Source organism: Spirillospora sp. NPDC047279 (genome assembly GCF_040643285.1).
Classification (GTDB): domain Bacteria; phylum Actinomycetota; class Actinomycetes; order Streptosporangiales; family Streptosporangiaceae; genus Spirillospora.
This window is the reverse complement of sequence record NZ_JBEYUA010000017.1, coordinates 224,592-230,893: the sequence shown is the minus strand read 5'-3', so window position 1 is coordinate 230,893 and position 6,302 is coordinate 224,592. Positions and strand designations below refer to the sequence as shown.

The window sequence follows — 6,302 nt, the reverse complement described above, 5'->3', positions numbered from 1 at the left end:
CCCCAAAAAAAAAAACCAAGGCATCCCCGTCCACGACCAGATAGAACCCCACAAACAAACCCACAAAAAAAAACACCCACCACAAACAAATACACCCCCCCCTAAACCCACAAAAACTCACCCCCAACACCTGTCGCCCCCCCCCCGCCCACCACCGCCGGGGGCCGCGACCACCCACCCGCGGCCCCCGGCCCCGCAGCGGCACCCGCGCTCGCCCCGGCTCCGACCAGGAGCCGGGGCCGCCGGGTGGCGCCGGGCCGCCGCCTCGTGATGGACGGGGTCAGGCTTGGAGAGGGCAGCGGTCCACGACCCAGACGCCCTCGTCGTCGGCGTCCAGCTCGGCGGCGGGCGGGCCGTCGGTGAGGCGGTCCAGATGCCACTCGACGTGGGCCAGCGGGCCGCGCCAGCCCGCGATCAGATCGGCCAGCGGACGGCGGCGGCCCGGCTCGGCCGGATCGGGCAGCGGCACGTCGAAGAACGCGTCGTCGCAGTCGGCCGCCCAGCGCGCCAGGTCGTCCAGAGCGCCCTCCAGATCCCGGGCCAGCTCGCCCAGCGAACGCAGCGCCATCGCATCCTGGATCATCTGCTCACGAGTCTCGTAGGGCACGTCGCGCTCGAACGCGCGCGGCGGCGCCGAAGCGGCGTCACCAGCACCGGCAGCAGCACCGGCAGCAGCACCGCCACTGGCGGAGGCAATGGCGGCGGCGCGGACGGCGGCCGACTGCCAGCGGGTCCACTCGGCCAGATGGCCCAGCATCGCGCGCAGCGCCGCCGCGCCCTCACGTTGCGCGCGGACCTCGGCGATGGCGTCGGCGAGGCGGTCGCGCACGTGGCGGAGCCGGTCGAGCGTCCACGCGCGGGCACGCTCGGCGCCGGCCGGGCCGCGCGGCCCCTCCTCGGCGGGCGTGCGCGGGAACGGGACGCGCAGCGCCGCCAGCAGCTCGTCCAGATCGCGCAGCCCCGCCTCGCGGCCGCTGAGATAGGCAGCGCCGACACGGTCGACGCGGAACATGCGGGGCCCGTCGCGCATCCGGCACCAGCCGACCAGGTATTCGGCCTGCGGCGCCGTCACCAGGCCGTGCGCCTCCACGTCGCGGCAGGTGCGCACACCGGACTGGTCGGTGTAGACCAGCCGCACCACGCGGCGGCCGCGCACCGCGTCCTCAAGGGTGCGGCGCACCGGGCCCACCAGCGACTCCGCCTCCGACAGCGGGGGCGGCGGCTCGTCGGGCGGCAGCACGTAGCCGCGGCCGCGCTCGAGCCGCACCGGCAGGCCGCCGTGCGTCAGCAGCTCCAGATCGCGGCGGACGGTGCGGACGCTGACGCGCAGCCGTGCGGCCAGGGCGTCGGTGGGCAGCGGCCCCTCGGCGGCGCGCAGCTCGGCCGTCAGCGCCAGCAACCGGTCCGCACGATTCACCCCACCATCCTGACGCGGACCGCCGACAATTTCGGCGTCACCGCGGAGACAGTTCCTCGGCCACCCCGTCGAAGTCGGCGCCGGTGAGCGTGAGCGCCGGCGCGTCGCCGATGCCCTGCGTCGCCGGCGCCCGCCCCAGATGCCGGGTGGCGGCCCGGTCGAGGTAGGCCTCGATCAGGCGCGCGCCTGTCAGCCGGCCGCGGCCGCGCAGCGCGGACATGTCACGGTGCACGACCTCCCACGCGTCCTGGCCCAGCCGCAGCCGGCGCTCCTCGGCCAGCAACGCCAGCAGCCGGGTGCGAGGGCGCGCCGCGCCCAGGTCGGGCAGCCGCACCGCGCGCAGGTCGGCGACCAGCTCGGGCGCGGCGGCCGACAACTCCGGAACGCGGTCGGGCTCGCAGGTGCCCAGCAGCGCGGTGTCGCTGACGCCCTCCAGGCGCGCGCGGTAGAACGCCGCGGCGTAGGCCCGGCCCTGCGCGTCGTCCAGGATGAGCGCGTCCAGGCCCTCCATCAGCAGGACGTGCCCGGCGTGCTCGTCCAGCGCCGCGCGCAGCCCGTCGGGGCCGCCCTCGCGCAGCTCCTCGGCGTGCATGCCGTGCACCTCGCCGCTGGACACCTCCACCTCGGCGAGCGCCTTGGCGACCATCCGCGCCAGGCGGCGCTGCCCGCTGGACACCGCGCCGATCAGCAGCAGCGCCGGCACCGACGCGCTGGACACCTCCTGGCCGCGCAGCCCCTTGGCCCACTTGCCGCGCCGCCGCACCTCGGTGACGACACGTTCGATGTCGTCGGCGCCGCACAGGAACTTGATGCCGTACGCCTCGGCGACCTGCTGCGGCACCGCCTCGGGCGCCGGCGCCGGCGGAACCGGCGGCGGCGGCTCCGACACCGGCGCGGGCGGCGGCGGCAGCACCGGCTCCTCGGGTTCACCGGTCGGCCACGCCGGCGACGCCGACCGGTCCAGCTGGGTCGCGGCCGGGTCGGGGTCGAGCTGGGTGGCCTCGGCGTCGCCCGGCCACGCCGGCGCCGACGGCGGCGGAGGCAGCGGCGCCGCCTGGTCGGCCTGCGGCCAGTTGGGCGCGGGCGGCGGAGCGGGCGCCTCGGCGAACGCCGCCGGGGACGCCGCGGGCGCCGCCTCGCCCGCGGCGGGCACGGGCGGCGCCGGCTCGGGAGACCCGGGCGGCGGAGCGGGCGGCGACACCGGCGCGGCCGGCTCGGGCAGCGGAGGCGGGACGGGAGGCGGGACGGGAGCCGGCGCGGGCGGCGGCTCGGGCTGGGGGAGGGGCGCCACCGCGGCGTCGGCCTGCTCGCGCTCGGCGGCCAGATGGGCGCGCGCGGCCTTGATGATGTCCCACGCGCTCAGCTCGTCGGTCGACGGCGGCGACACCAGGCCCGCGCCGGTCAGCTGCGCGGCCGCCGCCTGCGGCACCGCGAACCCCACCGCAGGCGGCGCGATCTGCGCCAGCCGGCACCAGGTCAGGCCCAGGGTGTAGGTGGTCGACAGCAGCGCGGCCAGCCCGTCGGCGTCGGTGGAACGCAGCGCCTCGGGCAGTCGGCCCTCCCGCGGCCACAACTCGCGCAGCGGGCTGGCCGGATCGGCCAGCACCCCCTGCAGAGTGCGGGCGCTGTCAGGGTCCAGCCAGCGCTGCAACGCCGGCAGCGCGTGCGGAGCGGCCTGCAGATCGGCGGCCAGCACGGCGATGCCCGCGCGGCGCACCTCGTCGTGGCCGCGGCCCGGCGCGCCCTGCCGCCGCCCGGTCAGCCCCGCGACGATCTGCTGCAGGTCGTACAGGCCCAGCCGCAGGTACTCGCCCGGCGCGGCGTCGCGCACCATCGGCGTCGCGTACTCGGCCGGGCAGCGCCGCCGCCACTCCTGCAGCACCGCCGCCGGGCCGTAGCGGGCCGTCGCCATGTCCTGCGGCACCAGCCGCAGCGACGCCGCCGTCACCGCCGCCAGCGCGTCGGCGCCGGGCCGGAACCGCGGGTCGCCCTGCAGCCCGGCCGCCACCTCGTACATCACCCGCGCGATGTGCGCGGCGCCGCCGGCGTCGCCCGCGCCCAGCCGGCTGATGTAGTAGCCCGCCAGCGTGCTGAAGTCGGGCGGCATCATCCAGTGCAGCCGCTCGGCCGGCGTGGTCAGGAACGGCACGAACGTCTCGATCAGCGGGTTCTCGGTCAGCGCCACCGGCGACCCCGCGCACCACAGCAGCGCCGCCCACGCCGCCGCGATCGTGGACGGCGTGCCCGGCGCGAACGTCGGATCCTGCTGGGCGAACTGCGCCGGGTTGACCGCCAGCGCCGAGGTGATCGCCTGCTGGACGCCCGCCACCACCGCGGTCGCCGGCGCCGGGCCCAGGAACCCCAGCGAGGACACGCGCCCCGCCGACAGGTCGGGGCCGGTCGGGAACAGCTGCGGCGGCACCGGCGGCGTCGCCGCGCCGCGCGGCGCGGGCACCGCGACCCCGCGGTCGGCCGGGTCGGCCGGCGGGGGACAGGGATGCCAGGTGCCGTCCAGGCCGCACCGGTACCAGCGGCCCCACGCGCCGTACAGCCACCACTCGCCGGCGCCCCACAACATGCGCGCCACCGTCTGCTCGGCGCGCTGCTGCGGCGCGGCGGTCTGCCACCACGCCGAGGTCACCAGCTCCCGGACGTTGGCCTCCACCGCGCTGAAGAGGTCGCCTGCCGCCCCGCTCCCGGTTCCGCCGAGTCCCGCCCCGGCCCCCTGCCAGTTCACGCGGCGATCCTAGTCGGCCCGACCGTATCGGCGGTCATCGACGGCGATCACGTCCCGGTCACACCATCGACCTGTAAGGACCGTTATGGCACTATGCTCATGAGTTTGGGCGGGTGCCGGACGGAGGCCGATCGGCGGGCCGGCGGCGACCAGGCGGCGACGGGCGACGGGAAGGCGGCGTGGTGACGACGTTCGGCGGTGCCGCACGGGCCAAGACCTGGGGACTGGCCCTGGCCGTGATCTCCTCGATCTTCTTCGGCGCCTCCGGCCCGTTCGCCAAGGCGCTGATCCACGAGGGCATGACGCCGCTGCACGCCACGTGGATACGGCTGGCCGGCGCCGCCCTGGTGCTGGTGCCGCTGGTGCTGGTCCTGCGCGGCGCCGCCGCGGTGCGCGCCGTCCGCGGCCGGGTCGGCCTGCTGGTCGCCTACGGCGCGACGGGAATGGCGGGCTGCCAGGCGTTCTACTACATCGCCGCGGCGCGGCTGCCGGTCGGCATCGCGATCCTGCTGGAGTTCACCGGGCCGCTGCTGGTGCTGGCCTGGATCCGGCTGGTGCGCCGCGTCCCGGTGCACCGCACCGCCGCGATCGGGATCACCGTGGCCATGATCGGCCTGGGGATGGTGGTGCAGGTGTGGTCGGGGCTGCGGCTGGACGCCGTCGGCCTGCTGGCGGGCCTGGGCGCCGCCGCCTGCCAGGCCGCCTACTTCCTGCTGATCGAACGCTCCTCGGGCCGGATCGACCCGGTCGTCATGACCGCCGGCGGCGCCGTGGTCGCCGCGGCGGCCCTCAGCGTGATCGCCGCGCCGTGGACGCTGCCGTGGGGGGTGCTGGCCGAGCAGGTGCCCATGGGCGGCCACACCGCGCCCGGCTGGCTGCTGGCCGCCTGGATCATCGTGGTCAGCACCGTGCTGGCCTACCTGGCCAGCGTGGCCGCCGTGCAGCGGCTGTCGGCGGAGGTGGCCAGTGCGATCTGCTACACCGAGGCGGTCGCGGCGACCCTGATCGCCTGGGCCGCGCTCGGCGAACGCCTCACCCCCGTGCAGCTGGCCGGCGGCGCCGTGGTGCTGACCGGCGCGTTCATCGCCCAGCGCGCCGTCAGCGCCCGCGAGCTCGCGGCGGGAACAGCCCTGCCCGAACGCGACCTCTCCACCGCCGAACGCCGGGGCCCAGGCTCCGCCGGGCGTCGGGGCGTTCCCGGCAGCGGCGTTCCCGGCAGCGCGGACCCCGACGCCCCGGCCCTCACCCGCTGAACGGATCCACCGCGGCGCCCGGCGGTGCACCGGAGGAGTCAGGCGTTCTCGCGGCGGAAGCGGCGCGTGCCCAGCACCAGCGACACCGCCAGCAGCACCACCGTCACCACCGCGCCCTCGGCCACCGCCGCACCCATGTAGTCGCCGCGGAACGCCGCCCGCACCGCCTCCACCACGTACCGGAACGGCGTGAAGCGCGACACCACGTCCAGCCACCCCGGCGCCAGGCTCATCGGCAGCAACATCCCCGACAGCAGCATCAGCGGCAGCGTCACCGTCGACAGCAGCGGCGCGAACGCGTCCTCCGAACGCGTCACCAGCGCCAGCACGTACGACAGCGCCGCCACCGCCACCGACAGCAGCACCACCAGGACCAGACCCGCCGCCAGTCCGGCGGCCGGGGCGCGCAACCCCATCGCCAGCCCGGCCGCCACCAGCATCACCGCCTGCACGGTCAGCACCAGCGTGTCGCGCAGCACCCGGCCCAGCAGCAGCGCGACCCGGCTCACCGGCGTGACGCGCAGCCGCTCCACCACCCCCGAACGCAGGTCGGCGATCAGGCCGAACCCCACGAACCCGGCCCCGAACAGCGCCAGCTGCACCAGGATGCCCGGCACGAACACCTGCCAGGCGTTGCCGCCGCCGAACGACCCGACACCGGTCAGCCGCGTCAGCAGCGGCCCGAACAACACCAGGTACAGCAGCGGCTGCACCAGGCCGAAGATCACCGCGACCTTGCTGCGCAACGTCTGCCGCAGATGCCTGCGGAAGATCAGGCCCGTGTCGCGCACGGCCCGGGAGAGGGACCCGGCCCGGCCGGCGGGATCTGAGACGGGCTCGGAGACGGGATCGGCCTGGGAGTGGGACGCGGTCGGGGGGAGGGACATCGAAGGCT

At 76.5% G+C, this 6,302-nt stretch carries 4 protein-coding genes; 1 reads left to right on the top strand and 3 read right to left on the bottom strand.

Annotated elements, in window-relative coordinates; all coding sequences use genetic code 11:
• Positions 1–280: 280 nt before the first annotated feature.
• Positions 281–1,417 carry a WYL domain-containing protein gene (locus ABZ810_RS36710; RefSeq protein ID WP_358411177.1) on the bottom strand — a complete coding sequence of 379 codons (1,137 nt, stop codon included), beginning with the start codon at positions 1,415–1,417 and terminating at the stop codon, positions 281–283.
• 37 nt (positions 1,418–1,454) lie between these two features.
• Entirely contained in the window at positions 1,455–4,154 is a 2,700-nt protein-coding gene (locus tag ABZ810_RS36705) for a hypothetical protein (RefSeq protein WP_358411175.1), read from the bottom strand.
• A gap of 179 nt (positions 4,155–4,333) precedes the next feature.
• Between ABZ810_RS36705 and ABZ810_RS36700 the strand changes: the two genes are divergently transcribed.
• On the top strand, positions 4,334–5,407 hold the full coding sequence (locus ABZ810_RS36700) for a DMT family transporter (protein ID WP_358411173.1): 1,074 nt from the start codon (positions 4,334–4,336) through the stop codon (positions 5,405–5,407).
• 38 nt (positions 5,408–5,445) lie between these two features.
• Here the strand turns inward: ABZ810_RS36700 and ABZ810_RS36695 are convergent, their stop codons facing one another.
• The gene (locus ABZ810_RS36695; protein ID WP_358411171.1) at positions 5,446–6,294 is read right to left on the bottom strand and encodes an ABC transporter permease; all 849 of its coding nucleotides are present in this window, start codon (positions 6,292–6,294) and stop codon (positions 5,446–5,448) included.
• Positions 6,295–6,302 lie beyond the last annotated feature (8 nt).

What these genes read in the sequence shown, in the direction of transcription:
- ABZ810_RS36695 (WP_358411171.1), bottom strand. Translation starts at nt 6,294, where the DNA reads ATGTCCCTCCCCCCGACCGCGTCCCACTCCCAGGCCGATCCCGTCTCC.